The sequence below is a fragment of the Proteus myxofaciens ATCC 19692 genome, assembly GCF_001654855.1.
GTDB lineage: Bacteria > Pseudomonadota > Gammaproteobacteria > Enterobacterales > Enterobacteriaceae > Proteus > Proteus myxofaciens.
Genome location: NZ_LXEN01000204.1, coordinates 1 through 563, shown reverse-complemented (window position 1 = coordinate 563; position 563 = coordinate 1). Strand labels below are relative to the sequence as shown.

The 563-nt window shown below is 39.4% G+C and carries 1 protein-coding gene; it reads right to left on the bottom strand.

Going from position 1 to position 563, the window contains the following annotated elements; genetic code table 11:
- Positions 1–80: 80 nt before the first annotated feature.
- Positions 81–563 (bottom strand): hypothetical protein (locus M983_RS17680; protein ID WP_167348707.1); only part of this gene is annotated, 483 nt, incomplete at its 5' end.

Sequence of the window (563 nt, the reverse complement as noted above, 5' to 3'; positions counted from 1 at the left end):
TTCCTGTGCCAGAGACAATAGCAGACCCTGACACAGTAGAAACTGTGCCTGTTGTGTATATCATGAGAGTGTTTTCCTAATTAATGTAATGAAATTTCATTTGAGTGCGGGAGTACAAATATTCTTCCTCTGATGACTACGCCATTATGTTCACCATTACGCTTAGGTATTTTGATGCCAACATTAACCACTCCATTACCAGCGGGTATTGTTAATGACATTTCATTTGAGGAATAGAAATCATGTGAATCGCCATCTTTTAATTTATAAATATGAGAAATGTGCTCGGTTTCCTTACCGTTTACATATACAGAAAACCTAGCTTGCTCTACAGTAGGTAACCCTACCGCTCTATATGCAATGAAGGCCCTATTTACAATCTCATGCATGGCTCCGGAGTCTACTCTGTCTGTCGGCGTTATCGCACCATCAATCCAAACGGTGCACGGCTGGCTTCGCTGTCTAACTTTGAATAGGGTGTGAATATCGTCATCTCCCCACTTCTCATTGATGTAAAAATTATCTTGAAATATTGTGATTATATTTCCTTCTAAATTCTCAAC